Raw genomic sequence first — 23,342 nt, 5'->3', positions numbered from 1 at the left:
GGCAGCGGCCCGCCTGGGGTGCCCGCCCGGCTCGTCGTGAGGCCGCCGGTGCCGGTACCGGTGCCGGGCACGCTGGCGCAGTCGCCAGCCGTCCCGCGCTTTCCAGGCCGTCCCCGCGGCGCCGGTGGGGCGGGCCCGGACCGGACGCGCTGCCCACGGCCTCGGCGGCAGGCGCCGGCCCCGCTACAGCAGCCCCGCCGCGTCCGCCGCCGTGCGCAGCACCTCCCGCAGCATCCCGGGGGTGAGCCGGCCGGTGAAGGTGTTGCGCTGGCTGACGTGGTAGCAGCCGAACAGGTCCAGGCCGTCGAGGGCGACCCGGGCGCCGTGGGCGAAGACGGGACGGGGGCGGGGCACGGACCGGCCCGCCTGCGCGAACGCGGGCAGCGCGGCCTGCCAGCCGAAGGCACCGAGCACGACGGCCGCCCTGAGCGTGGGGCGCAGCAGCTCCAGCTCCCGGACCAGCCAGGGACGGCAGGTGTCGCGCTCGCCGGGGGTCGGCTTGTTGGCGGGCGGCGCGCAGTGCACGGGCGCGGTGACCCGGACGCCGTACAGCTCCAGGCCGTCGTCGGCGCTGACGGCGGTGGGCTGCGAGGCCAGCCCCACGTCGTACAGGGCCCGGTAGAGCACGTCCCCGGAGCGGTCGCCGGTGAACATGCGGCCGGTGCGGTTGCCGCCGTGCGCGGCCGGGGCCAGCCCGATGACCAGCAGGCGGGCGTCGGCCGGACCGAAGCCGGGAACCGGCCGCCCCCAGTACGTCCAGTCGGCGAACGCGGCCCGCCTGGTCCGGGCCACCTCCTCGCGCCAGTCGACCAGGCGCGGGCAGGCCCGGCAGTCCGCCACCCGCCGGTCGAGCCGGGCCAGGGCGCTGCTGTCCTCCATGGCCTCACCGTATGCCCGGCCCGCCCGGCCGCACGCCCCGGCGGAAAACCCGGCCCGGCGTCCCGGCCCGGCGCGTTAAGGTCGGGACATGGCTTGTGAGGATGCGGACGAGGACGTGCACCGCGACACCGGCGGGCCGGACGCGACGGCGCCCGTGCAGGACGGCCGGGACGCCCGGGGTGTCCCGGCTGCCGCACCCGCCGACGTCCCGCCGCCCGATCCCAAGGTCGCCGCCGCGGTGGCCGCGGCCGAGGCCGCCGGACCGGGCCCCGGGGAGTCGGTGCGCATCGACAGCTGGATCTGGGCCGTGCGCCTGGTCAAGACGCGCTCGCTGGGCGCGGCCGCCTGCCGGGGCGGGCACGTGCACGTCAACGGCGAGCGGGTGAAGGCCGCCTACTCCGTGCGCGTCGGCGACGAGGTGCGGGTGCGGAACGAGGGCCGGGAACGGATCGTCATCGTCAAGCGGTTGATCCGCAAGCGCGTCGGCGCCCCGGTGGCCGCCCAGTGCTACGTCGACAACTCCCCTCCTCCCCCGCCCCGCGAGGCCGTGGCCCCCGCCGGGCTGCGCGACCGCGGTGCCGGCCGTCCCACCAAGCGCGACCGCCGTGATCTGGAACGGCTGCGCGCCCTCGGCGGCCTCGGCGGCCCGCCGGGTCCGGCCGGACCCGGCGTCCGCGGGGGCCCCGGCACACCCGGCAGCCCGGGCCGACGGCCCCGGAGCCGCTGACCGGCCCCCACCGGGGTCCGCGTCCACCGGCCCGCGCCGGCCGCCGACGACGTCCGCCCGGCCCCGGTCCCCGGCACCGCCGGCGGCGCCGGGGCGGCCTGCGCCCGTCACCCCGCACGCCTCCAGCGCGGCAGGCGGCCCCCCTCGGGTCCGCGCCGCGCTCCCCTCCGGCGCGTCCGTCCGTCACCCCATCGGAACCGCCCTCACCCACATCCTGTCCGGTGTCAGGTACGCGTCCACCTCCAGCCCCGCTTCCGCCAGGGCCTCCTCGAAGGCCGCCCTGGTCAGGGGGCGGGACAGGAAGGTCTGGGTCCAGAGCGCGTCCGGGAACACGTACTCGGCGCGGACCGAGTTGACCCCGTCGCCGACCGGTTCCGCCGAGAGGATCCGGATCGTGAAGCCGTTCGGGTCGGTCCGCTCCCTCGGCACCCTCGAGTGGTAGTCCTCCGGCTCCCGCTGGATGAGCACGCAGCCGCCCTCCGCGACGTGCCGGGCGCAGGTGCGCAGCAGGCCCCGGCGCACCCCGGGGTCGCCGGCGTGCACCAGGAACGACGCGAGTATCACCACGTCGAACCTCTCGGGCAGGTCCAGGTCCTCGATGGGGCTGCACACCGTGCGCGCGCCGCGGACGCGGGCGAGCATCTCCGGCGACTCGTCCACGGCCGTGACCGCGAAGCCGCGCTCCAGCAGGGCGTGGGTCACCCGGCCCACTCCGCTGCCCAGCTCCAGGATGTGCGACCCCGCGGGTACGGCCGCGGCGATGACGTCCGGTTCGTCACCCACCGGGAGCCGTGCGTACAGTTCGACCGCGCAGCCGTCCGGGGTGATCGCACCGGGACCCGTGCCGTCGTATCCCTCACGCGTCTTCTCCGTCATGCCCCTCCAACGGAGGGTGACCGCCCGTCCGTTCCCGTCCGTCCGCGTCCGTTCCCCTCCGGTGCGGGTCTCCGCGACGGCCCGCCCGTCCCTCCCTCGCGCCTCCCTCGCGCGCCCGGCCCTTTCCCCGCCGTGCCCGGTCCCCTTTCGAGTCCCCTCGACCGGTGGTTTCCGGACACGGTCGTCACGGAACCGGCCAGGACGCGCCTGATCGGCTCCGTGGCCGCCCCGCCGAGGCGCCGGCAGGCGCCACCATGAGACCGTGCGCATAGCCGAACTCGTCCTCAAGTACGTGCAGGCACTCGCCTGGCCCTGCGTCACGCTGGTCCTGGTCTGGTTCCTGCGGGCCCACGTGCGGGCCGCCTTCGACAGGATGACCCGGGTGGAGACACCGGTCGGCGCGATCGAGTTCGCGGCCGCGGCACGCGACGTGCTCCGGCAGGCGGAGAGCGCGGCGGACGACGCCGCCCTGGCCGGCCCCGCCCAGTGGCCCGTCCCCCAGCCCGTCCCCGCCCCGCAGCACCCGCAGCACGGCACCGACGGACGGCTGCCCGCACCTGCCGGCGTGCCGGGTCCTGCGGGCACCGGGAGCCACCCCGCTCCCGGGGGAGCGCCCTCCCCGCAACCGGGTACCGCCTACGGAGGTTCCCAGCAGGTGCCCGCTCCGCCGCCCGCCGGGAGCACCCGGTCCCCGGGCGGAAGCCTCGCCCGGGCCCGGCGGACGCGACTGCGCGAGGCCCGGGACGCGGTCGACGCCGCGCCCGCCGGTGCGGTGGCCACGGCCTGGGACGCGCTGCACACCCTCTGCACCGACAGGATCACGACCGCCGGTTTCCCCGCCCCCTCCTCTCCGGTGGAATTCGGCGCCAGGCTGACCTCGCTGGGAGCGTCCCCGCACGTCGTGACCGTCGTGGACCGTCTGCGCCGCCTGAACGCCGACGCCCTGCGCGAACCAGCCGCCGTGACGCCCAGCGCGGCCCGTGACTTCGTCGACGCCTGCCGCGGCGCCGCCCGGGAGATCGACCGGCTCGGCCGGTACCGGGGCTGGTGAGCGCCCCGGCCGGCGGGTCATCGGCGGGGGCCCCGGCCGGAGAGTACGTTGGAGGACGGGAGCGACGGGACCTGATGCGTACGGGCAGTGAACCGGCCACCGCCCGCAGTGCGCTGCGGGCGCGGTTCTGGCTGAGCGTGTGGGGACTGGTCTGGGCGGTCTTCGGCACGGCGGCGTTCGCGCTCGCCGGACGCCCCGGCTGGGCGGCCGCCTGCGGGGTCCTGTGGCTGGTGGTCACCACCGACCTGGCCGTGATCCTCCGGCACCTGCGGCAGGGACCGCACTACCAGCCGGGCCGGGACGTACCGCCGTACGACCCGCCCGGCGGTGCCCGGCGCGGCGGTCCGCCCCGTGGGCGGCTCCCCCGGCGCCCGTGACCGGACGGGAGGCCGCCGGGGAGCCCGCGCGGACCCGGGGGCCGGGCGGAGCCTGCCCGCTTCACGAGTCGAAGCGGGCCGCCTTCAGGTACTCGGGGTTCGGGTCCAGCGCGGCGGCCAGCCGGAAGTGGCGCTTGGCCTGGTCGGGGCGGCCCTGGCGTTCGTAGGTGCGGGCGAGCGCGAAGTGCGCGAACGCGTTGTCCGGCTCGCGCTCCAGCACGATCGTGAACTCCAGCTCGGCCGGGCGCAGTTGCGCGGCGGCGAAGAAGGCCCGTGCGCGCAGCAGGCGGGCGGCCGTGTTCTCGGGGTGGGCGGCGATGACTCCGTCGAGCAGCTTCACCGCGCCCCGTGGGTCCCGCGCGCCGAGCAGCTGCTCGGCGGCGCGGAAGTCGATGACGTGCGTCTCCGGTGTACGTCCGGTCGAACCGCTGGTCTCGGGCACGGCGAAGTCCTTCCCTCACTGCACCGGTCCAACGCGCGGGCACCCGGCCGCTATTCCGCGGCGCACCACGGTCGTCCGCGGCACGCCGCGGTCATTGCGCCGTGCCGCCGCCGGGCCGTTCGTCCCGGCCCGCCGTCCCGGGGGTGCGGGACCGGCGCAGGAGGTCGTCCCAGACCTCGGCCACGCGCCTTCGCAGCGCCTCCAGGGGGACGTCGTTGTCGATCACGATGTCCGCGATCCGCCGGCGCTGTTCGCGGCTCGCCTGCGCGGCCATCCGCGCGCGTGCGTCCTCCTCGGTCATGCCGCGCAGCCGGACCAGCCGGTCGAGCCGGGTCTCGGGGCGCGCGTCCACGACGATCACGAGGTCGTAGAGCGGTGCCAGGCCGTTCTCGGTGAGGAGCGGGACGTCGTGGACCACGACGGCGTCCTCGTCCGCGGCGCTCTCCAGTTCCCGGGAGCGGGCCCCCACCAGCGGGTGCACGATCGCGTTGAGCACGGCGAGCTTGCCGGGGTCGGCGAAGACGAGGGAACCGAGCCGGGGGCGGTCCAGGCTGCCGTCCGCGGCGAGGACGTCCCCGCCGAACGCGTCGACCACGGCGGCGAGGCCGGGGGTTCCGGGCGCGACGACCTCGCGCGCGATGCGGTCGGCGTCGATCAGCACGGCCCCGTGCTCCACGAGCAGCCGGGACACCTCGCTCTTGCCGGCACCGATGCCGCCGGTCAGGCCCACTTTCAACATGGACGGAAGCTTAGGGCCGGCCGCCGTGGACGACACACCGGGCCGGACGCGGCCGCCCGGCCGGGGTCGGCGGGGCGTCACGGCGGGACCCGGGGGTCTCCTGCGGTCGGGCGTGGCTGGCGCGGTCCGCACCGAACCCGGAAGGCCCTCATCCGTGCGGGCACCCGGCGCGCGTGTCACCCGCGTCCCGGGACGGCGCACCCGGATCCTCTCGTCCGGTTCCCGCCGGGCCCGCGGGTCCTGCCGGACTCGCGGGCCCGGCAGGATCCGAGCGGAAGACCCTAGCCGTCGCCCTCGCGCTCGGCCAGGAAGCGCTCGAACTCCTGGCCGATCTCGTCGGCCGAGGGGATCTCGACCGGTTCGGCGAGCATGTTGCCGCGGGTCTCGGCGCCCGCGGCGGCGTCGTACTGGTGCTCCAGGCCCTGGACGAGCGCGGTGAGTTCCTCGTCGCCCTCCTGGATCTGCCGGTCGATCTCGGTCTGCGTGCGGTGGGCGTCGGTGCGCAGGGAGTGCGCGACGCCGGGCAGGACGAGGCCGGTGGCGGCCGTGATGGCCTCCAGGACGGTCAGGGCCGCGTCCGGGTACGGCGAGCGGGCGATGTAGTGCGGGACGTGGGCCGCGACGCCGAGGACGTCGTGTCCGGCCTCCATGAGGCGGTACTCGACCAGTGCCTCGGCGCTGCCGGGCACCTGGGCCTCCTCGAAGGGGCTGCGGTGGCCGGGGACGAGGTCGGTGCGGTTGCCGTGCGGGGTGAGGCCCACGGGGCGGGTGTGCGGGACGCCCATGGGGATGCCGTGGAAGTTGACGGACATCCGGACCCCGAGCCGCTCCACGATCTGCCGGACGGCCGCCGCGAAACGCTCCCACTCCACGTCCGGTTCGGGGCCGGAGAGCAGCAGGAAGGGCGCGCCGGTGGCGTCCTGGACGAGGCGGACCTCGATGGCGGGCACCTCGTAGTCGGTCCAGCGGTCCTGCTGGAAGGTCAGCAGGGGGCGGCGGGCGCGGTAGTCCACGAGCCGGTCGTGGTCGAACCGGGCGACGACCTGGTGGGGCAGTGAGTCGAGGACCCGGTCGACGATCTGGTCGCCGGTCTCCCCCGCGTCGATGTATCCGTCGAAGTGGTAGAGCATGACAAGGCCGGCCGACTCCTGGGCGAGTGCCGTGTCGACCACGGCCAAGCCCTTCGGCTCCCATGCGTACAAACCCTGCGGATCAAGCACAGTGACCGCTCCTCCTCGTGTCCGTACTGCACAACGCGGCGCGGGACGCGGGCATTCCCACCCGTGCGCCTGATCAGGCACGTCCCACCGGCTCTTCATGCCCCGATCCACGAGCTGCCCGGATACCCGCTGCGCCACGGCGGCACGCGCGCGTACGGCGCGGCCGGCGCGGCACGTGTCCGGACGGGCGGCGAGCGTCCCGGGTGCCGGTCACGGCCCGTCAGCCGGTCGTGCGTGCCGTGCGTGCCGGGTGTTCCGCCCGGGCGGGGGCGGCTGCTCCCCCGGGAGGACGGGGACGCGCGCGGCCGGGCCGGCCGGGTACGGCCGAGGGCCCGCACCGTGACGGTGCGGGCCCTCGGTCACCGGCTGAACCCGGCGGACTGCGATCGGCTCGATCAGCTCTGGCCGCCGGCCAGCTTCTCGCGCAGCGCGGCGAGCGCCTCGTCCGAGGCGAGGGCACCGGAGGTGTCCGCGCCCTCGGAGGAGTACGAACCGCCGGTCGCGGCCGGAGCCGCGGCCTCGCCGCCCTCGGCGACGGCCTGGGCGTCCGCCTCGCGGGACTTGATGACCTGCTGCTGGTGCTGCTCGAAGCGGGACTGCGCCTCGGCGTACTGGCGCTCCCACTCCTCGCGCTGCTTCTCGTAGCCCGGCAGCCAGTCGTTGGTCTCCGGGTCGAAGCCCTCGGGGTAGATGTAGTTGCCCTGGTCGTCGTAGGACGCGGCCATGCCGTACAGGGTCGGGTCGAACTCGACCGCGGACGGGTCGGCACCGAAGGACTCGTTGGCCTGCTTCAGCGAGAGGCTGATGCGGCGGCGCTCGAGGTCGATGTCGATGACCTTGACGAAGATCTCGTCGTTGACCTGGACGACCTGCTCCGGGATCTCCACGTGGCGCTCGGCCAGCTCGGAGATGTGGACCAGGCCCTCGATGCCCTCGTCCACGCGGACGAACGCACCGAACGGAACCAGCTTCGTGACCTTGCCGGGCACGACCTGGCCGATCTGGTGGGTGCGGGCGAACTGCTGCCACGGGTCTTCCTGGGTCGCCTTCAGCGACAGGGAGACGCGCTCGCGGTCCATGTCGACGTCGAGGACCTCGACGGTGACCTCCTGGCCGACCTCGACGACCTCGGAGGGGTGGTCGATGTGCTTCCAGGACAGCTCGGAGACGTGAACCAGGCCGTCGACGCCACCCAGGTCCACGAAGGCACCGAAGTTGACGATCGAGGAGACGACGCCGGACCGCACCTGGCCCTTCTGGAGGGTGGTGAGGAAGGTCTGGCGGACCTCGGACTGGGTCTGCTCCAGCCAGGCACGGCGGGACAGGACCACGTTGTTGCGGTTCTTGTCCAGCTCGATGATCTTGGCCTCGAGCTCCTTGCCCACGTAGGGCTGGAGGTCGCGGACGCGGCGCATCTCGACCAGGGAGGCCGGGAGGAAGCCGCGGAGGCCGATGTCGAGGATGAGACCACCCTTGACGACCTCGATGACGGTACCGGTGACGATGCCGTCCTCTTCCTTGATCTTCTCGATGGTGCCCCAGGCACGCTCGTACTGGGCGCGCTTCTTCGAGAGGATCAGGCGGCCTTCCTTGTCCTCCTTCTGGAGGACCAGGGCCTCGATCTCGTCACCGACGGCGACGACCTCGTTCGGGTCGACGTCGTGCTTGATCGAGAGCTCGCGGCTCGGGATGACACCTTCGGTCTTGTAACCGATGTCGAGCAGGACCTCGTCCCGGTCGACCTTCACGATGACGCCGTCGACGATGTCGCCGTCGTTGAAGTACTTGATCGTCTCGTCGATCGCGGCGAGGAAGGCTTCCTCGTTACCGATGTCGTTGACCGCTACCTGCGGGGTGGTGGCGGTGGTCTCGGTGCTGCTCGTCATGTGGGAAAGGGCTCCGGTACGGACATTGAAGTCGTAGGTACTGCTTACGCCGGGAGCCCGTTTCGCTCTGCAGAAGCCGGACAGCCAAGGAAGCGCCACTTGAGCACCGGGTGCCCGGTGGCGCCTCGACAACCGAGGGGACATACAACAGATGCGAGCGCAGCCTGCTACGTCTGAGGTGCGCAGGCCCGCAGCGCAACTTGTAGCATACGGGGGCAGCCGGGCAGGGTCAATGCGCGAAGGAGCACACCCGGGGCGGATCCCCGCATTTCCGGCACAGGAATCGTCCCGGAAGGCCGAGCGGGCCTTCGCGGCCCCGCCGGGAGACACCGTCGCCCGGCGGGCTGGACGGAAGAGTACGACGAGGGAGCCGATCATCCAAGAGCCCGCATCGCCCGGCCCGGAGGGGGCCGAGCCGGAAGCCACCCGGCGTGACGCCGGGGCAGCGGAGAGCAGCCGGGCCAACCGGGGCTGGTGGGACCGCAACGCGGACGAGTACCAGCGCGAGCACGGCACCTTCCTGGGCGACGACCGCTTCGTGTGGGGTCCGGAGGGCCTGGACGAGGTGGAGGCCGGACTGCTCGGACCGCCGGAGGAGCTGGAGGGCCGGGCGGTCCTGGAGATCGGCGCCGGCGCGGCCCAGTGCGCGCGCTGGCTGGCCGCCCGGGGGGCCCGCCCGGTGGCGCTGGACCTCTCGCACCGCCAGCTGCAGCACGCGCTGCGCATCGGCGGCTCGTTCCCCCTCGTGTGCGCCGACGCCTGCGCGCTGCCCTTCGCGGACGGCTCCTTCGACCTGGCCTGCTCGGCGTACGGCGCGCTGCCGTTCGTCGCCGACCCGCGGCGGGTGCTGCGCGAGGTGCGGCGGGTGCTGCGGCCGGGCGGCCGGTTCGTCTTCTCGGTGACGCACCCCGTCCGCTGGGCGTTCCCGGACGAACCCGGTCCCGAGGGGCTGTCGGTGTCGGCGTCGTACTTCGACCGCACGCCGTACGTCGAGCAGGGCGAGGACGGCCGCGCGGTGTACGTCGAGCACCACCGGACCCTCGGCGACCGCGTGCGGGACGTCGTGGCCTCGGGCTTCCGCCTGGCGGACCTGGTGGAGCCCGAGTGGCCGGCCTGGAACACCTCGGAGTGGGGCGGCTGGTCCCCGCTGCGCGGCAGCCTGATCCCGGGGACGGCGATCTTCGTGTGCGAGCGGGACTGACCGCCGCCTCGCGACGGGACCGGGACCGCACGCCGCTCCGGCGGCCCGCGGGCACCCCACGCGCGGGGAGGGCCCGCGGGCGCGTACGACACTGGGGGCGTGATCCGTGACGACGCCCTCGACGCGCTGCCCGTGCGCACCGCCCTGCCCGCCCTGGCCGGCGCCCTGGAGGCGGACGGCACCGCCGTCCTGGTGGCGCCGCCGGGCACCGGCAAGACGACGCTGGTGCCGCTGGTGCTGGCGGGACTGGCCGGCGGCGGTCCGGCGCGGCGGGTCGTGGTGGCCGAACCGCGGCGGATCGCGGCGCGGGCGGCGGCCCGGCGGATGGCGTGGCTGCTCGGGGAGCGGACCGGCCGGAGCGTCGGCTACACGGTGCGCGGCGAGCGCGTGGTGGGGCGGCACACCCGCGTGGAGGTCGTGACGACCGGTGTGCTGCTGCAGCGGCTGCAGCGCGACCAGGAACTGGCGGGCGTCGACGCGGTGGTGCTCGACGAGTGCCACGAGCGGCACCTGGACGCCGACACGGTGGCCGCGTTCCTGTGGGACGTGCGGCAGACGCTGCGGCCGGAGCTACGGCTGGTGGCCGCCTCGGCGACCACGGACGCCGAGGGCTGGTCGCGGCTGCTCGGCGGGGCGCCGGTGGTCGAGGCGCAGGGCGTGTCGCATCCGGTCGAGGTGGTGTGGGCGCCGCCGGACCGCCCGGTCCGGCCGCCGCACGGGATGCGGGTGGATCCGGCGCTGCTCGCGCACGTGGCCTCGGTGGTGCGGCGGGCGCTGGCCGAGCGGCCGGGCGACGTGCTGTGCTTCCTGCCGGGTGTGGGCGAGATCGCGCGCGTGGCCGGACGGCTCGGGGACCTCGGGGACGTCGAGGTGCTCCAGGTGCACGGGCGGGCGCCGGCCGCGGTGCAGGACGCGGTGCTGACGCGGGGGGAGCGGCGCCGGGTGGTGCTGGCCACGTCGGTGGCCGAGTCGTCGCTGACGGTGCCCGGGGTGCGGGTGGTGGTCGACGCGGGGCTGGCGCGGGAGCCGCGGGTGGACCACGCGCGCGGTCTGAGCGGGCTGGTGACCGTGCGGGCGTCGCGGGCGGCCGGCCGGCAGCGGGCGGGGCGGGCCGGGCGCGAGGCGCCGGGGGCGGTCTACCGGTGCTGGACGGAGGCGGAGGACGGCCGTCTGCCGGCGTTCCCGGCGCCGGAGATCAAGGTGGCCGATCTGACCGCCTTCGCCCTTCAGGCGGCCTGCTGGGGCGATCCGGACGCCTCCGGACTCGCCCTGCTGGATGCGCCGCCGGGCGGGGCGATGGCGGCGGCGCGCGCTGTCCTGTCGGCCGTGGGGGCGGTGGACGGTGCCGGGCGGGTCACCCCGCTCGGGGAGCGGCTCGGGCGGCTGGGGGTGCACCCCCGGCTGGGGCGGGCGCTGCTGGACGCCCCCGGCGCGGGGGCCGAGGTGGTGGCCCTGTTGTCGGAGGAGGTCCCGCGGGAGTACGGGGACGACCTCGCCGGTGCGCTCCGGCGTGCCCGGGGCGGGGGTGACGCCTACGCGGAACGGTGGCGCGGTGAGGTGCGGCGGTTGCGGGCCGTCTCCGGGGAGCCGTCCCGGCCGCACGTCCACGACCGCCGGCCGCCCGTGGACGTGCGGCCGGGAGCGGGCGCCGGTGACGACCGGCTCGCCGGCGCCGTCGCCGCCCTCGCCTTCCCCGAGCGCGTCGCCCGGCTCGACGGCGGGTCGTACCTCATGGCGTCCGGGACCCGGGCCGAGCTGGGCGAGGGGTCGGCGCTGCGCGGGGCGCCGTGGATCGTCGTGGCCGCCGCCGACCGGGCCGCCGGGAAGGGGCACGCGCGCGTGCGGCTCGGCGCGGCCGTGCCCGAGGACGTGGCGCGGGCCGCCGCCGGGGCCCTCGCCGCCGAACGGGAGGAGGTGCACTGGGCCGACGGGGACGTGGTGGCCCGGCGGGTGGAGCGGCTGGGGGCGATCGAGCTGGCCGTGCGGCCGCTGGGGGACGCCGGTCCCGCGCTCGTCCGCGCCGCCCTGCTCGACGGGCTGCGCCGGCAGGGACTGGGGCTGCTGCGCTGGTCGCAGGATGCGAGGGTGCTGCGGCAGCGGCTGGCCTTCGTGCGTGCGCACCTGGGCGAGCCCTGGCCGGACGTGTCCGACGAGGCGCTGCTCGCGCGCGCGGACGAATGGCTGGAGCCCGAACTGGGCCGGGCCCGGCGGCGGGCCGATCTCGGGCGGATCGACGCCGGCCGGGCCCTCGCGCGGCTGCTGCCCTGGGCGAGCGGTGACGCCGCACGGCTCGACGGGCTGGCACCCGAGCGGATCACCGTGCCGAGCGGGTCCTCGGTCCGGGTCGACTACGCGGACCCGGAGCGGCCCGTGCTGGCGGTGAAGCTGCAGGAGATGTTCGGACTGCGGGAGACGCCGGTCGTGGCGGGGGTGCCGCTGCTCGTCCACCTGCTCTCCCCCGCCGGGCGGCCCGCCGCCGTGACGGCCGACCTCGCCTCCTTCTGGGCGGACGGCTACCGGAGCGTGCGGGCGGAACTGCGCGGGCGCTATCCGAAGCACCCCTGGCCCGAGGATCCGGCGACCGCGGCGCCCACCCGGCACACCAACGCGCGGCTCGGGCGCTGACCGGCCCGGGGCCGGCGGGGGCGCGCACCGGGGAACGGGGGGCGCCCCACCGCCGTGGCGGTGGGGCGCCCCTGCGTGTCCGGGACCGGCGTCCGGTCAGGAGGCCGCGGACTGGCTCGGTGACGGACCGGGGCTCGCCGGGGCGTCGGCCGCGGCGACCGTCAGCTCCACCGTGAGGGTGGCGCCGCCGGTGGTGGTGATGCGGAGCAGGAAGGTGCCGGCGGTGTCGTCCGCGTACAGCTTCGGCAGGGTGAGCAGGCCCTGGTCGTCGGTCTGGAGGGTGAGGGCGCGCACGGCCCTGCCGCCGGCGTCCTTGAAGTAGGGGCCCTTGTCGCTCGCCGTGGCGTCGGCGGCCGACGCCACGAGCGTCGCGGTGGCCGCGACCCTGTCCGCGGCGGCGCCCTGGTACGTCGCCTTCGCCTGGACCCCGGCGGCGAACTCGCCGCCGGGGGTGCAGGTCAGCGGGGTGTCGCCGATGCGGGTGAGGGTGTCGGCGGCGCGGGCGGTGACGGTGGCCGGGTAGTCGACCCCCTTGACGCTGTGGCCGACGACGGTGGTGGTGACGGTGAAGTCGCCGGTCTTCTCGCCCGCCTGCAGGGCCGGCGCGACCGCCACGCCCTCGGCGTCGGTGGCCACGGTGGCCACGGTCTCGCCGCCGGCGAACGTGGCGTCGGTGTCACCGGTGATGGTGAACCGGACCCTGACCTTGCCGACGGCCGCTCCGGCCCCGGTCACGGCGCGGGTGCTGATCCGCTGGCCGAAGGCGTCCCCGGCCATCGCGGTGAGCTTCGCGGTGCCCGCGTCCACCAGGTGGTCCACGGTCTCGGAGGGCGTGGGCGTGGGCATCGTCGGCGGGGTGGGCGGGGCCGGCTGGGAGCTCTCGCCGCCGCCGGGTGTGCCGGGCCTGCCTGGCTCGGCCGGCCTGCTCGTCGGGGGCGGGGTGGGCCCGGTGGTCCTCGGCGGCCGCGAGGACGGCGGGGAGGTCCGGGGGCCGCCCGTGGTGTCGCTGCGGTGGGCGGGCAGCGTGCCGGCGCCGTCCGGGACGGAGTGGGTGCCCTTGCGGTAGTACTCCAGCCAGTTCAGGACCAGGTTCAGGTAGTCCTGCGAGTTGTTGTAGCTGAGGACCGCGCTGTGCAGGTCGGCGTCGCGGGACAGGTCCCAGCCGTTGCGGCACAGGTAGTGGCCGGCGGCGAGGGCGGCGTCGTAGACGTTGTTGGGGTCCTTCCTGCCGTCGTCGTTGCCGTCGCGGCCCGCCCACGCCCAGGTGGAGGGGATGAACTGCATCGGGCCGACGGCCTGGTCGTAGGCGCTGTTGCCGTCGTACGCGCCGCCGTCGGTGTCCTGGATGAGCGCGAAGCCGTTGCCGTCGAGCTGCGGGCCGAGGATGCGGCCCAGGGTGGTGCCCGCCGCGTCCACCCGGCCGCCGCGGGCCTGGCCCGACTCCACCTTGCCGATGGCGGCGAGGAGTTGCCAGGGCAGGTTGCAGCCCGGCTTGGAGGCGCGGAGCTCGGCCTCGGCCTTCTTGTAGGCGTCTAGGACGGTGGCGGGTATGCCGGCCTCGGCCTCCCCCCGGAAGACGGGTGTGCCGATCGTCGGTGCCGGACCTGGCTCGGGGCTCTTCAGCGGCGGCAGGTCCGTGTAGTAGGGCGAGTTGCCGGTGGCGTTGCCGTCGGCCGCGGGGGTGCCGGTGCCGGCCGCGGCCGGTCTGCCGTGGTCGTCCCCGGTCGCCGCCGGAGCCTGGGACGCGGACAGAGCCGCGACCGCCGCCGCGGCCACGGCGGTGCTCGCCGCTCCCTTGCGCAGCCTCCTGCCGAAATGCGCCGCCATAGAGTGAACCCCTCCCGTGGACGCCCGCGCGTCCGTCTGCCTCGCACTGGTGTGACGGTTGACCCGGTGCTCCGGTTGCCCCCGTTCCGCCTTTCATCACTGCGCTGTCCGCCCGTGCGCCCGGCACGGCGATCCAGGTGACCCTACGACAACTTGTCCGGCGTGGGCACTCGTTCGTGCCCGCTTTTCACCGGTTGGCCAACTGCCGTCGGTTCCGGCTGCATCGGGCGCTCCTCGCGCATACTGGAACGGCACGATCACCGGTCGCGGTCCCGGTGCCGGTCGCGGTGGCGTGGCCGGTCGCGGTGCCGTGGCCGACGGCCCTGCCGGGGAACCCCGTTGCCGTTCACCCTCAGCCACGCGGCGGCCGTCCTGCCCGCCGTCCGCCGGGACGGGAGCGGGCGGGGGCGCCTGGTGCCCTCGGTGCTCGTCGCGGGCTCCCTCGCCCCCGACGTGACGTACCACACGGCGGGTGCGGTGCCGGGCGGGATGGGGTTCGGGGCGGTCACGCACTCCCTGACCGGGGCGGTCACCGTGGACGTGCTCGTCTCCTGGGCGCTGGTGGGAGTGTGGCGGCTGGTGCGGGAGCCGCTGGTGGCGCTGCTGCCCCGGGCCCGGCAGCGCCGGCCCGCCGCCCTGCGGTGCGCCGCGTGCGGGCCGCTTCCGTGCTGCGGGGCTACGCCTCCGCGGTGCTCGGCGCGCTGACCCATGTCGTGTGGGACGCGTTCACGCATCACGACCGGTGGGGGGTGCGGCTGCTCCCGGCCCTGGCGCGGGAGGCCGCGGGCGTGCCGCTGTACTCCTGGCTGCAGTACGGCACCTCCGCGGGCGCCGCCGTGGTGATCGCCGCGTTCCTGGTACGGGCCCTGCGGCGGGCGCCCGCCCGGAGCCCCGGGGGTGCCCGCGCTGTCCGTGCGGGACCGGTGGCGGGCCGGTGCCGTGATCGGCGGCTGCGTCCTGGCGGGCGCGGTGCGGCGGGCGGACCGGTGGCGGGACGCGGGGGGCGCGTCCGCGGGTCCCCGGGAACTGCCGCCCGCCCTGTGCTTCGGGGTGGGTGCCGGGCTGGTCCTGGGGCTGCCGGTGTACGCCGTCGGGGTCAGGGTGCGGCGTCCCGCCCCGGGTGCGGGCGGTCCGCGGGACCCGGGCGGTCCCGGCGGAGCGGTCGGAGCGGGCCGGGGCCGGTCGGCGGCTCGGTGACCGGGGCCGCCGGGGTCACCGGAGCCGCCGGAGTCACGAACACGGTCAGGGTGCGCCGGGGGCGCGCCCGGGGGGCCCGGGTGACCAGCAGCGCGAGGTGGGCGCGGGCGAGGTCGGCCCAGGTCCGCCAGTCGGGGACGCGGCCGGGGCGGGCGGCACGGGCGGCACGGGCGGCGAGCCGGTGTCGCAGGCCCGCCGCGGTCCTGCGCACGGCCGTGGCGAGGTCGGCGGGGACGCGGGCGGTGCTCGCGCCGGCCGCGAGGGCCGGGACCGGTGGGGCGGGCGCCACCCGGACCGAGGCGGCGCGCGCCCGGCCCGGGGCGCCCGCTCCGGGCGTCCGGCGGTGGTGCGTGCGTATACCCATGCACCGCATCCTCGCGGCCGGGAGGCCCGGGGGGCGGCCTGACGGGGGCCACATGAGTGAAACCCCCTCGGAGGGCCGGCGGGGACGGCCCGGGTGGGAAGCGGCGCGGCGGGAGGCGGCGGCGCCGGGGCGCCGCGTGGGGCTGGTCACCGTTGCGGCGGGGCCTCCTCGCGCAGTCCCCGGCCCACGGCCGCGGCGGCCGGCCCAGCGGGCGGTCAGTGGGCCGCCGACTCCCAGTCCGGGCCCACGCCCACGGAGACGTCGAGGGGGGCGCGCAGGTGGACCGCCCCCGCCATCTCGCGGCGGACGATGTCCTCCGCGGCCCGGCGCTCGCCGGGGGCGATCTCCAGGACGATCTCGTCGTGCACCTGCAGGAGCATCCGGGACTTGAGGTCCGCCTCGCGCAGGGCCCGGTCGACGTGGAGCATGGCGATCTTGACGATGTCGGCCGCCGTGCCCTGGATGGGCGCGTTCAGGGCCATGCGTTCGGCCGTCTCGCGGCGCTGCCGGTTGTCGCTGTTGAGGTCGGGCAGGTAGCGGCGGCGGCCGAACAGGGTCTCGGTGTAACCGGTGGCACGGGCCTCGTCGACCGCCCGGCGCAGGTAGTCCCGTACGCCGCCGAAGCGCTCGAAGTAGGTGTCCATCAGGGCGCGCGCCTCGGCCGCATCGATGTTCAGCTGCTGGGAGAGGCCGAAGGCGGACAGGCCGTAGGCGAGGCCGTACGACATCGCCTTGATCTTGCGGCGCATCTCCGCGTCCACCGCGTCCCGCCCGACCGAGAAGACCTGGGAGGCGACCGTGGTGTGCAGGTCCTCGCCGGAGGTGAACGCCTCGATGAGGCCCTCGTCCTCGGACAGGTGGGCCATCACGCGCAGCTCGATCTGGCTGTAGTCGGCGGTCATCAGGGACTCGAAGCCCTCGCCGACCACGAAGCCGCGGCGGATGGCCCGGCCCTCGTCGGTGCGGACCGGGATGTTCTGCAGGTTGGGGTCCGTGGAGGACAGCCGGCCGGTGGCGGCCACCGTCTGGTTGAACGTGGTGTGGATGCGGCCGTCCGCGCCGATCGTCTTGATCAGGCCCTCGACGGTCACGCGCAGCTTGGCCTGCTCGCGGTGCCGGAGCATGATCACCGGCAGTTCGTTGCCGGTTCGGGTGGCGAGCCAGGCCAGGGCGTCGGCGTCGGTGGTGTAGCCGGTCTTGGTCTTCTTCGTCTTCGGCAGGGCCAGCTCGCCGAAGAGGACCTCCTGGAGCTGCTTGGGGGAGCCCAGGTTGAATTCGTGGCCGGCCGCCGCGTGGGCCTCCTTCACGGCCTGCTGCACCGCGCCCGCGAACAGCTGCTCCATCGCTTCGAGGTGCGCGCGGTCGGCGGCGATGCCGTGGCGCTCCATGCGGGCGAGCAGGACCGAGGTGGGCAGCTCCACGTCCCGCAGGAGGTCGGCGGCGCCGACCTCCTGGAGGCGCTCCCCGAAGGCCTCGCCCAGGTCGAGGACCGTGCGGGCCTGGATCATCAGCGCCTCGGCCTCGGCGCCGTCGTCCGCGCCGAACGCCAGCTGGCCGTCGGCCGCCGCGGCCAGAGTCAGCTCGCGGTGCAGGTACTCCATCGACAGCGCGTCCAGGTCGAAGGAGCGGCGGCCGGGCTTGACCAGGTAGGCGGCGAGCGCGGTGTCCATGTGGACGCCCCCGACGCTCCAGCCGTGCTCGGCGAAGACCCGCATGGCGCGCTTGGCGTCGTGGAACACCTTGGGCCTGGCGGCGTCGGCGAGCCAGGCCGCGAACGCGTTCTCGTCGGCCTCGTCCAGCTCGGAGGGGTCGAACCAGGCGGCCGCTCCCCCGGCCGCCGCGAGGGCGACCTCGGCGACCGAGCCGGTGCCCAGCGCCCAGGCGTCGACGGTGGCCACGCCGAGCGTGCCGGTGCCGTGCCCGGCGAGCCAGGGGGCCAGCTCGCCGGTGCCGAGGACCGCGCCGTCCAGTTCGACGCCGGCCGCCGCGGCCGGGGCCGTCCCGGTCTCCTGGGCGCCGGGGTCGACGGCGAAGAGACGCTCGCGCAGGGACGGGTTGCGGATCTCCAGGGTGTCCAGGACCATCGTGACGGCCGTGCGGTCGTACGGGGCCCGTTCCAGGTCGGCGACCGTCTTCGGCAGCTCGACCCCGCGCTCCAGCTCGGTGAGGTGGCGGTTGAGCTTGACCGCCTCCAGGTGCTCGCGCAGGTTCTGCCCCGCCTTGCCCTTGACCTCGTCGACGCGCTCGACCAGCTCGGCGAAGGAGCCGAACTGGTTGATCCACTTCGCCGCCGTCTTCTCGCCGACGCCGGGGATGCCGGGCAGGTTGTCCGAGGGGTCGCCGCGCAGGGCCGCGAAGTCGGGGTACTGGGTCGGCGTCAGTCCGTACTTCTCGACGACCTTCTCGGGGGTGAACCGGGTCAGCTCCGAGACGCCCTTCGTCGGGTACAGCACGGTCGTGTGCTCGGTGACCAGCTGGAAGGAGTCGCGGTCACCGGTGACGATCAGCACCTCGAAGCCCTCGGCCTCCGCCTGCGTGGCGAGGGTGGCGATGATGTCGTCCGCCTCGAAGCCCTCGACGGCGAAGCGCTGCGCGCGCATGGCGTCGAGCAGCTCGCCGATCAGCTCCACCTGGCCCTTGAACTCGTCCGGGGTCTTGGAACGGTTCGCCTTGTACTCGGTGAACTTCTCGGAGCGCCAGGTCTTGCGGGAGACGTCGAAGGCCACCGCGAAGTGCGTGGGCTCCTCGTCGCGCAGGGTGTTGGCCAGCATCGACGCGAAGCCGTAGATCGCGTTCGTCGGCTGGCCCGTCGCGGTCGTGAAGTTCTCCGCGGGCAGCGCGAAGAACGCGCGGTAGGCCAGCGAGTGCCCGTCCATGAGCATCAGCCGGGGACGGGTACCGCCGGAGGTCTTGTCGGTCTTCTTCGATGCTGTCTTCGCCACACCTCCGATCCTGCCACGCTCCACCGACACTCCGGCCCGCGCACGCACCGCTCCCGGATCCGGACGTTCCCGGGCCGCACCGTTTCCGGCGGGGCGTGACAGGATCGGAGGCGTACTTGGCTCACGCAGTCGAAAAGGAGCGCGCCATGGTGACGAAGCCGCCCAAGGGTGATCCGGTCCAGGACGCACCGCAGGTCGCGGAGCCGAAGCACGCGGCGGCGGGGCTGCCGGCCGTCGGGCACTCCCTGCGCGCGGCCCAGCGGCAGATGGGGGTGCGGCGCACCGCGCTGACACTGCTGCGGGTGAACCAGAAGGACGGCTTCGACTGCCCGGGCTGCGCCTGGCCGGAGCCGGACCACCGGCACGCGGCGGAGTTCTGCGAGAACGGCGCCAAGGCGGTGGCCGAGGAGGCCACCCTGCGCCGGGTCACCCCGGCGTTCTTCGCCACGCACTCCGTCGCCGACCTGGCCACCCGCAGCGGGTACTGGCTGGGACAGCAGGGACGGCTCACGCACCCCGTGTACCTGCCGGAGGGCGGCGAGCACTACGAGCCGGTCACCTGGGAGCGGGCCTTCGGCATCGTCGCCGAGGAGATCGCCGCGCTCGGCTCCCCGGACGAGGCCGTCTTCTACACCTCGGGGCGGACCAGCAACGAGGCGGCGTTCCTGTACCAGCTCTTCGCGCGCGAGCTGGGCACCAACAACCTGCCCGACTGCTCGAACATGTGCCACGAGTCGTCCGGTTCGGCGCTCTCCGAGACGATCGGCGTCGGCAAGGGCAGCGTCCTGCTGGAGGACCTGCACCGCGCGGACCTGATCATCGTCGCGGGGCAGAACCCGGGGACGAACCACCCGCGCATGCTCTCCGCGCTGGAGCGGGCCAAGGCGAACGGCGCACGGATCATCAGCGTCAATCCGCTGCCCGAGGCGGGCCTGGAGCGGTTCAGGAACCCGCAGACCCCGCGGGGCCTGCTCCGGGGCGCCGCCCTCACCGACCTGTTCCTGCAGATCCGCATCGGCGGGGACCAGGCCCTGTTCCGCCTGCTGAACAAGCTGATCGTGGAGACCGGGGGTGCCGTCGACGAGGAGTTCGTGCGCGCGCACACCCACGGGTACGAGGAGTTCGCCGCCGCCGCCCGGGCGGCCGACTGGGACGAGACGCTCGCGGCCACCGGCCTGACGCGCGCGGAGATCGAGCGGGCCCTGCGGATGGTGCTCGACTCGCGGCGCACCATCGTCTGCTGGGCCATGGGGCTGACGCAGCACAAGCACTCCGTGCCGACCATCCGCGAGGTGGTCAACTTCCTGCTGCTGCGCGGCAACATCGGCCGTCCGGGCGCGGGCGTGTGCCCGGTGCGCGGCCACTCCAACGTGCAGGGCGACCGCACCATGGGCATCTTCGAGCGGCCCGCCCCGGCGTTCCTGGACGCGCTGGAGAGGGAGTTCGGGTTCGCGCCCCCGCGCGAGCACGGCCTCGACGTGGTACGCGCCATCCGCGCGCTGCGCGACGGCGGGGCGAAGGTGTTCTTCGCCCTGGGCGGCAACTTCGTCTCCGCCTCCCCCGACACGGAGGTCACCGAGGCGGCCGTGCGGCGCGCGCGGCTGACCGTGCACGTGTCGACGAAGCTCAACCGCTCGCACGTGGTCACGGGCGCACGCGCCCTGATCCTGCCGACGCTCGGCCGCACCGAACGCGATGTGCGCGGCGGCGTCGAGCAGTTCGTCACCGTCGAGGACTCGATGGGCGTGGTGCACGCCTCGCGCGGGCGGCTCGCGCCCGCGAGCCCGCACCTGCTGTCCGAGCCGGCGATCGTGTGCCGGCTGGCGCGCCGGGTGCTCGGCGACAGGAGCGTCGTGCCGTGGGAGGAGTTCGAGGAGGACTACGCGGCGGTCCGGGACCGCATCGCGCGCGTGGTCCCCGGTTTCGAGGACTTCAACGCGCGCGTGGCCCGCCCCGGCGGCTTCACGCTGCCGCACGCGCCGCGCGACGAGCGGCGCTTCCCGACGGCCACGGGCAGGGCCAACTTCACCGCGGCCCCGGTGGAGTACCCGCGGCTGCCCGAGGGCCGCCTCCTGCTCCAGACGCTGCGCTCGCACGACCAGTACAACACCACGGTCTACGGCCTGGACGACCGCTACCGGGGCATCACGAACGGCCGCCGGGTGGTGCTGGTCAACCCGCTGGACGCACGGGCGCTGGGCGTGGCCGACGGGGACTACGTCGACCTGGTCGGCGAGTGGCGGGACGGCGTGGAGCGGCGGGCGCCCGGTTTCCGCGTCGTGCACTATCCGACCGCGCGCGGCTGCGCGGCGGCGTACTACCCGGAGACGAACGTGCTCGTGCCGCTGGACGCCACGGCCGACACCAGCAACACCCCGGCGAGCAAGTCCGTCGTGGTCCGTCTGGAGGGCCGGGCAAACGGCCGTCTGGAACAATCGGCGGCCGACTGAGCGTTCGCTCAGCCACATGACGCTGGACGACGGACGGAGCCGGACCGATGGGTGAGCAGCAGCACGTGAAGTTCCCGCAGGAGGTCCTCGACGATTACGCGGCGCTCGGTGTGGACCTGCCCGCCCTGTTCTCCGCGGGCCACCTCGGAACCCGGATGGGCGTGCAGATCGTGGAGGCGTCGGCGGAGCGGGTCGTCGGGACGATGCCGGTGGAGGGCAACACCCAGCCCTACGGGCTGCTGCACGGGGGCGCGTCCGCGGTGCTGGCGGAGACCCTGGGCTCGGTCGGCGCCATGCTGCACGGCGGCAGTTCGAGGATCGCGGTCGGCGTCGACCTGAACTGCACGCACCACCGCGGCGTCCGCTCGGGCCTGGTCACCGGCGTGGCCACGCCCGTGCACCGGGGCCGCTCGACGGCGACGTACGAGACCGTGATCACCGACGAGGAGGGCCGCCGCGTGTGCAGCGCCCGGCTGACGTGCCTGCTGCGCGACGCCGGGGCGGAGAACGGCGCGGGGCCCCGTCAGGCCGGCTGAGGCCGGGGCGCGGCCCGGCGAGCCGCCGGGCCGCGCGGAAACCGGGCCGGTCGCGAGGCCGCCGGGCGGGACGGCCCGTCGGTGGGCCCGGGCCTTTCCCCGCCGCGGATGCGGACCGGGCCGTTCCGCCGGCCCCGCCGCCGGCGGCGGGCGCCGTCCCCGCCGTTCCGGACCGGCCCGGGCCCTTGTCCGGCCATAAACGGAATTCAAGAATCCGGGCGTGCCAGCCCGCAGGATCACTGGAGCCGCGTCCGTGCCGCCGGCCCGCGATCACCGAATCGGGACCCTCCCTTTCCGGGCGTGACGCTGCGTAACACGTACGCAATACAACACCCCGGTTTCCACTTTCGCGGAGCGTTCCGCGGCGTCCTTTTCACGCCGCCGCGCGGGGCCCGGATGCCGATGGGGCGCACCCCCGGTCCACGGCCAACCGGAAGTGCGCGTTCTCAAAATGTGGACCGCTGGGAAATTCCGCCAAAACGGCCAAGAGCGTCCTGGCCGGAAGTCGGCGGTCCGTGCCGTCATAACAAGAAAGTCACAAGCCAGCGCACGGCGATGCCAGGTCTCCATACCGGGCTTAGAGTCACGGCCAGTCACCGCTCCATCGGGAGTTCGGTACCGGCGCCGCACCTGTCGTCCCCCGGAGGGGGCGTACGTGCCTGCGGAAAGGATCGATTGTGCGACAGCGTTCTCTGGTGATTCTTACCTCCGTTCTGACCACCGGAGCTCTGACCCTCACCGCCTGTGGCTCCCGCAACGACGACAGCAAGGACGGCGACAGCGGCAACGTGACGGTCACGATCGGCGTCGACGCCCCGCTGACCGGCCAGAACTCCGCGACGGGTCTCGGCATCCAGTACGGCGCCCAGATAGCCGCCGACGACGCCAACAAGAACAAGACCGTCCCCGGCGTGACCTTCAAGGTCAAGGCGCTGGACGACAAGGCGATCCCGGCCACCGGCCAGCAGAACGCCTCCCAGTTCGTCGCCGAGAAGGACGTGCTGGGCGTGGTCGGCCCCCTCAACTCGGGCGTGGCCACGCAGATGCAGCAGACCCTCGCCACGGCGAACCTGGTGCAGATCTCCCCCTCCAACACCGCGCCCGAGCTGAGCCAGGGCAAGAACTGGCAGACCAAGAAGGTCCGCCCGTTCAAGACCTACTTCCGCACCGCGACCACCGACGCGCTGCAGGGCGCCTTCGCCGCGGACTACGCCTTCAACGGCCTCAAGAAGAAGAAGGCCTTCGTCGTCGACGACAAGCAGACCTACGGCGCGGGTCTGTCCAAGATCTTCAAGGAGCAGTTCGTCAAGCAGGGCGGCAAGGTCATCGGCACCGACCACGTCAACACCGGTGACCGTGACTTCTCCACCCTCGTCACCAAGATCAAGAACTCGGGCGCGGACCTGCTCTACTACGGCGGCCAGTACGACGAGTCCCAGGTGCTGACCAAGCAGCTCAAGGACGCGGGGGCCAAGATCCCGCTGTTCGGCGGCGACGGCATGTTCACCCCGACCTACATCAAGACCGCCGGCAAGGCGGCCGAGGGCGACCTGGTGACCTCCATCGGCGTCCCGGTCGACACCCTGCCCGCCGCCAAGGACTTCGTGGCCACCTACAAGGCCAAGAAGTACCCCGGCGACTACGGCACCTACGGCTCGTACTCCTACGACGCCACCACCGCGATCATCAAGGCCGTCGGCCGGGTCGTGAAGGACGGCAAGCTCCCGTCCGACGCCCGCGCCCAGGTCGTGGACGCCGTCCAGAAGTCCTCCTTCGACGGCCTGTCCGGCCACGTCTCGTTCGACGAGTTCGGTGACACCACCAACAAGCAGCTGACCGTCTACCAGGTCACCAACGGTGAGTGGAAGTCCGTCAAGAGCGGCACCGCCAACCCGAAGTAGTCCGACCGGCAGAAAACCGAACACTCCGCACCACCAGGGCCGCGCGGCGCCGACCACCGTCACCGCGCGGCCCGGTCTCTAAGCCCCCTTGACTCTCCCCAC

General features: G+C 74.6%; 17 protein-coding genes and 1 pseudogene. 9 read left to right on the top strand and 9 right to left on the bottom strand.

The genetic code is table 11. From position 1 onward, the window contains the following. Positions 1 to 183 precede the first annotated feature (183 nt). Positions 184 to 879, bottom strand: coding sequence for a uracil-DNA glycosylase (locus tag QQY24_RS23335; RefSeq protein ID WP_301974661.1), 696 nt, complete (start codon positions 877 to 879; stop codon positions 184 to 186). Positions 880 to 967: 88 nt separating this feature from the next. Here QQY24_RS23335 and QQY24_RS23330 point away from each other — a divergent pair, with 88 nt between their 5' ends. After that, entirely contained in the window at positions 968 to 1,606 is a 639-nt protein-coding gene (locus tag QQY24_RS23330; protein WP_301974660.1) for an RNA-binding S4 domain-containing protein, read from the top strand. Positions 1,607 to 1,789: 183 nt separating this feature from the next. Here QQY24_RS23330 and QQY24_RS23325 read toward each other — a convergent pair whose 3' ends face one another. Next, positions 1,790 to 2,482, bottom strand: a complete 693-nt coding sequence (locus QQY24_RS23325) for a bifunctional 2-polyprenyl-6-hydroxyphenol methylase/3-demethylubiquinol 3-O-methyltransferase UbiG (protein WP_301974659.1) — start codon at positions 2,480 to 2,482, stop codon at positions 1,790 to 1,792. A gap of 262 nt (positions 2,483 to 2,744) precedes the next feature. Between QQY24_RS23325 and QQY24_RS23320 the strand changes: the two genes are divergently transcribed. Together QQY24_RS23320 and QQY24_RS23315 are read left to right on the top strand one after the other, a co-directional pair. Continuing rightward, positions 2,745 to 3,533: a hypothetical protein gene (locus QQY24_RS23320; protein WP_301974658.1), complete on the top strand. Its 789-nt coding sequence runs from the start codon at positions 2,745 to 2,747 to the stop codon at positions 3,531 to 3,533. A 74-nt stretch (positions 3,534 to 3,607) separates the two neighbouring features. Next, the gene (locus QQY24_RS23315; protein WP_301974657.1) at positions 3,608 to 3,910 is read left to right on the top strand and encodes a DUF6343 family protein; all 303 of its coding nucleotides are present in this window, start codon (positions 3,608 to 3,610) and stop codon (positions 3,908 to 3,910) included. A 61-nt stretch (positions 3,911 to 3,971) separates the two neighbouring features. Here the strand turns inward: QQY24_RS23315 and QQY24_RS23310 are convergent, their stop codons facing one another. From QQY24_RS23310 to rpsA, 4 genes are all read right to left on the bottom strand, one after another. Further along, positions 3,972 to 4,352: a M48 family metallopeptidase gene (locus QQY24_RS23310; protein ID WP_301974656.1), complete on the bottom strand. Its 381-nt coding sequence runs from the start codon at positions 4,350 to 4,352 to the stop codon at positions 3,972 to 3,974. Positions 4,353 to 4,443: 91 nt separating this feature from the next. Then, a complete protein-coding gene (coaE, locus tag QQY24_RS23305; protein ID WP_301974655.1) occupies positions 4,444 to 5,091 on the bottom strand; it encodes a dephospho-CoA kinase in 648 nt (215 codons plus the stop codon). Positions 5,092 to 5,372: 281 nt separating this feature from the next. Next, the gene (locus tag QQY24_RS23300; protein WP_301974654.1) at positions 5,373 to 6,311 is read right to left on the bottom strand and encodes a PAC2 family protein; all 939 of its coding nucleotides are present in this window, start codon (positions 6,309 to 6,311) and stop codon (positions 5,373 to 5,375) included. Between the two features lie 395 nt (positions 6,312 to 6,706). Further along, positions 6,707 to 8,197: a 30S ribosomal protein S1 gene (rpsA, locus tag QQY24_RS23295; RefSeq protein ID WP_301974653.1), complete on the bottom strand. Its 1,491-nt coding sequence runs from the start codon at positions 8,195 to 8,197 to the stop codon at positions 6,707 to 6,709. A 232-nt stretch (positions 8,198 to 8,429) separates the two neighbouring features. Here rpsA and QQY24_RS23290 point away from each other — a divergent pair, with 232 nt between their 5' ends. Then, the gene (locus tag QQY24_RS23290) at positions 8,430 to 9,398 is read left to right on the top strand and encodes a class I SAM-dependent methyltransferase (RefSeq protein WP_301974652.1); all 969 of its coding nucleotides are present in this window, start codon (positions 8,430 to 8,432) and stop codon (positions 9,396 to 9,398) included. Positions 9,399 to 9,497: 99 nt separating this feature from the next. Then, positions 9,498 to 12,023, top strand: a complete 2,526-nt coding sequence (hrpB, locus tag QQY24_RS23285; protein WP_301974651.1) for an ATP-dependent helicase HrpB — start codon at positions 9,498 to 9,500, stop codon at positions 12,021 to 12,023. Between the two features lie 96 nt (positions 12,024 to 12,119). On the opposite strand, the gene QQY24_RS23280 is transcribed toward hrpB, so the two are convergent. After that, complete coding sequence (locus QQY24_RS23280) at positions 12,120 to 13,850, bottom strand: lytic transglycosylase domain-containing protein (protein ID WP_301974650.1); 1,731 nt, start codon at positions 13,848 to 13,850, stop codon at positions 12,120 to 12,122. A gap of 339 nt (positions 13,851 to 14,189) precedes the next feature. Here QQY24_RS23280 and QQY24_RS23275 point away from each other — a divergent pair. Continuing rightward, positions 14,190 to 15,047 (top strand): annotated as a pseudogene (locus QQY24_RS23275) (DUF4184 family protein). Here the strand turns inward: QQY24_RS23275 and QQY24_RS23270 are convergent. Together QQY24_RS23270 and polA are read right to left on the bottom strand one after the other, a co-directional pair. After that, complete coding sequence (locus QQY24_RS23270) at positions 14,947 to 15,411, bottom strand: hypothetical protein (RefSeq protein ID WP_301974649.1); 465 nt, start codon at positions 15,409 to 15,411, stop codon at positions 14,947 to 14,949. The pseudogene QQY24_RS23275 and the gene QQY24_RS23270 sit on opposite strands and share 101 nt — an antisense overlap. Positions 15,412 to 15,626: 215 nt before the next feature. Further along, positions 15,627 to 18,353 (bottom strand): DNA polymerase I, encoded by a 2,727-nt coding sequence (polA, locus tag QQY24_RS23265; protein ID WP_301974648.1) that lies wholly within the window; start codon positions 18,351 to 18,353, stop codon positions 15,627 to 15,629. Between the two features lie 146 nt (positions 18,354 to 18,499). Here polA and QQY24_RS23260 point away from each other — a divergent pair, with 146 nt between their 5' ends. The 3 genes from QQY24_RS23260 (at position 18,500) to QQY24_RS23250 (ending at position 23,240) form a co-directional block, all read left to right on the top strand. Continuing rightward, positions 18,500 to 20,803, top strand: a complete 2,304-nt coding sequence (locus QQY24_RS23260) for an FdhF/YdeP family oxidoreductase (protein WP_301974647.1) — start codon at positions 18,500 to 18,502, stop codon at positions 20,801 to 20,803. A gap of 47 nt (positions 20,804 to 20,850) precedes the next feature. Next, positions 20,851 to 21,339: a PaaI family thioesterase gene (locus QQY24_RS23255; protein WP_301974646.1), complete on the top strand. Its 489-nt coding sequence runs from the start codon at positions 20,851 to 20,853 to the stop codon at positions 21,337 to 21,339. 692 nt (positions 21,340 to 22,031) lie between these two features. Then, a complete protein-coding gene (locus QQY24_RS23250; RefSeq protein ID WP_301976336.1) occupies positions 22,032 to 23,240 on the top strand; it encodes a branched-chain amino acid ABC transporter substrate-binding protein in 1,209 nt (402 codons plus the stop codon). Positions 23,241 to 23,342: the final 102 nt, after the last annotated feature.

This window comes from Streptomyces sp. TG1A-8 (assembly GCF_030499535.1).
In the GTDB taxonomy this organism is placed as follows: Bacteria; Actinomycetota; Actinomycetes; order Streptomycetales; family Streptomycetaceae; genus Streptomyces.
This window is presented reverse-complemented; position numbering and strand designations above follow the sequence as displayed.

Bases quoted from the DNA above. Each gene is read 5' to 3' on its own strand.
- QQY24_RS23325 (WP_301974659.1), bottom strand. From the start codon at position 2,482: ATGACGGAGAAGACGCGTGAGGGATACGACGGCACGGGTCCCGGTGCG.
- rpsA (WP_301974653.1), bottom strand. From the start codon at position 8,197: ATGACGAGCAGCACCGAGACCACCGCCACCACCCCGCAGGTAGCGGTC.
- QQY24_RS23290 (WP_301974652.1), top strand. From the start codon at position 8,430: ATGCGCGAAGGAGCACACCCGGGGCGGATCCCCGCATTTCCGGCACAG.
- QQY24_RS23260 (WP_301974647.1), top strand. From the start codon at position 18,500: ATGGTGACGAAGCCGCCCAAGGGTGATCCGGTCCAGGACGCACCGCAG.
- QQY24_RS23335 (WP_301974661.1), bottom strand. From the start codon at position 879: ATGGAGGACAGCAGCGCCCTGGCCCGGCTCGACCGGCGGGTGGCGGAC.
- QQY24_RS23270 (WP_301974649.1), bottom strand. From the start codon at position 15,411: ATGGGTATACGCACGCACCACCGCCGGACGCCCGGAGCGGGCGCCCCG.
- QQY24_RS23280 (WP_301974650.1), bottom strand. From the start codon at position 13,850: ATGGCGGCGCATTTCGGCAGGAGGCTGCGCAAGGGAGCGGCGAGCACC.
- QQY24_RS23330 (WP_301974660.1), top strand. From the start codon at position 968: ATGGCTTGTGAGGATGCGGACGAGGACGTGCACCGCGACACCGGCGGG.
- QQY24_RS23255 (WP_301974646.1), top strand. From the start codon at position 20,851: ATGGGTGAGCAGCAGCACGTGAAGTTCCCGCAGGAGGTCCTCGACGAT.
- coaE (WP_301974655.1), bottom strand. From the start codon at position 5,091: ATGTTGAAAGTGGGCCTGACCGGCGGCATCGGTGCCGGCAAGAGCGAG.
- QQY24_RS23315 (WP_301974657.1), top strand. From the start codon at position 3,608: ATGCGTACGGGCAGTGAACCGGCCACCGCCCGCAGTGCGCTGCGGGCG.